General features: G+C 49.3%; 1 protein-coding gene. It reads left to right on the plus strand.

The genetic code is table 11. The annotated features are described in order from the left end of the window. Positions 1-388: 388 nt before the first annotated feature. Positions 389-667: AcaB family transcriptional regulator (locus tag SB717_RS33370; protein ID WP_410907074.1), on the plus strand; the 279-nt coding region annotated here is incomplete at its 3' end.

Below are 667 nucleotides of genomic sequence, written 5' to 3' on the forward strand. Positions count from 1 at the left end.
TCGGAGGATTCTCGCGGCGCTCTGAGAACCACAGTTTCTCGTTCGGCGCCTATCCCGGGGTCAGTCATTCAGCGTGGCAAGCCAAGTACTGAAAGCCTCGTAACTGGACGTGAAGGGGTCAAAGCGATTTTAGATCTGCTTAAGTCAAATACAAAATCTTAGGCCGTTGAAAGTGATTCCACTGGAATCACTTTGGCACATCGGTAAAACGATTCCACTGGAATCATACTGGCAGACGGCTACTGCGATTCCAGTGGAATCACGTTCTCGGTTGCTCATTGAGTTAGTGAGAGTTCAAAACAGCACCCTTCCAATTCTGTTTCCTGACGGACGATCCCGATGTTCTTGGCAACACTGATGCTGTGGCATCCACTTGCAGGAGCAATCCATGTCTGAAGTTTTCCAGCTAAATCTTGGTCCTCTACGCAGCGACAAAAGTCTTACGCTTCACACTCACCACGCTGCTCGCGTTTGGCACGGTAGGCCAGCGGGAGAGGGTAAGAACGGCATCATTGGCCTAAGCGGCTTTGTAGCATTGATGAATAAGATCACACGCATGGCTGAGCGGGATGACCCCTATGCCGATTTATGGATGATTCAAATCCAGGAGAAACTTGAGTCTTCCAAATCAGAGCTGGAAGCCATAAAAGCCCTATTAGATCAGTCA

This window comes from Priestia sp. SIMBA_032 (assembly GCF_046535215.1).
Lineage (GTDB): Bacteria > Bacillota > Bacilli > Bacillales > Bacillaceae_H > Priestia > Priestia aryabhattai.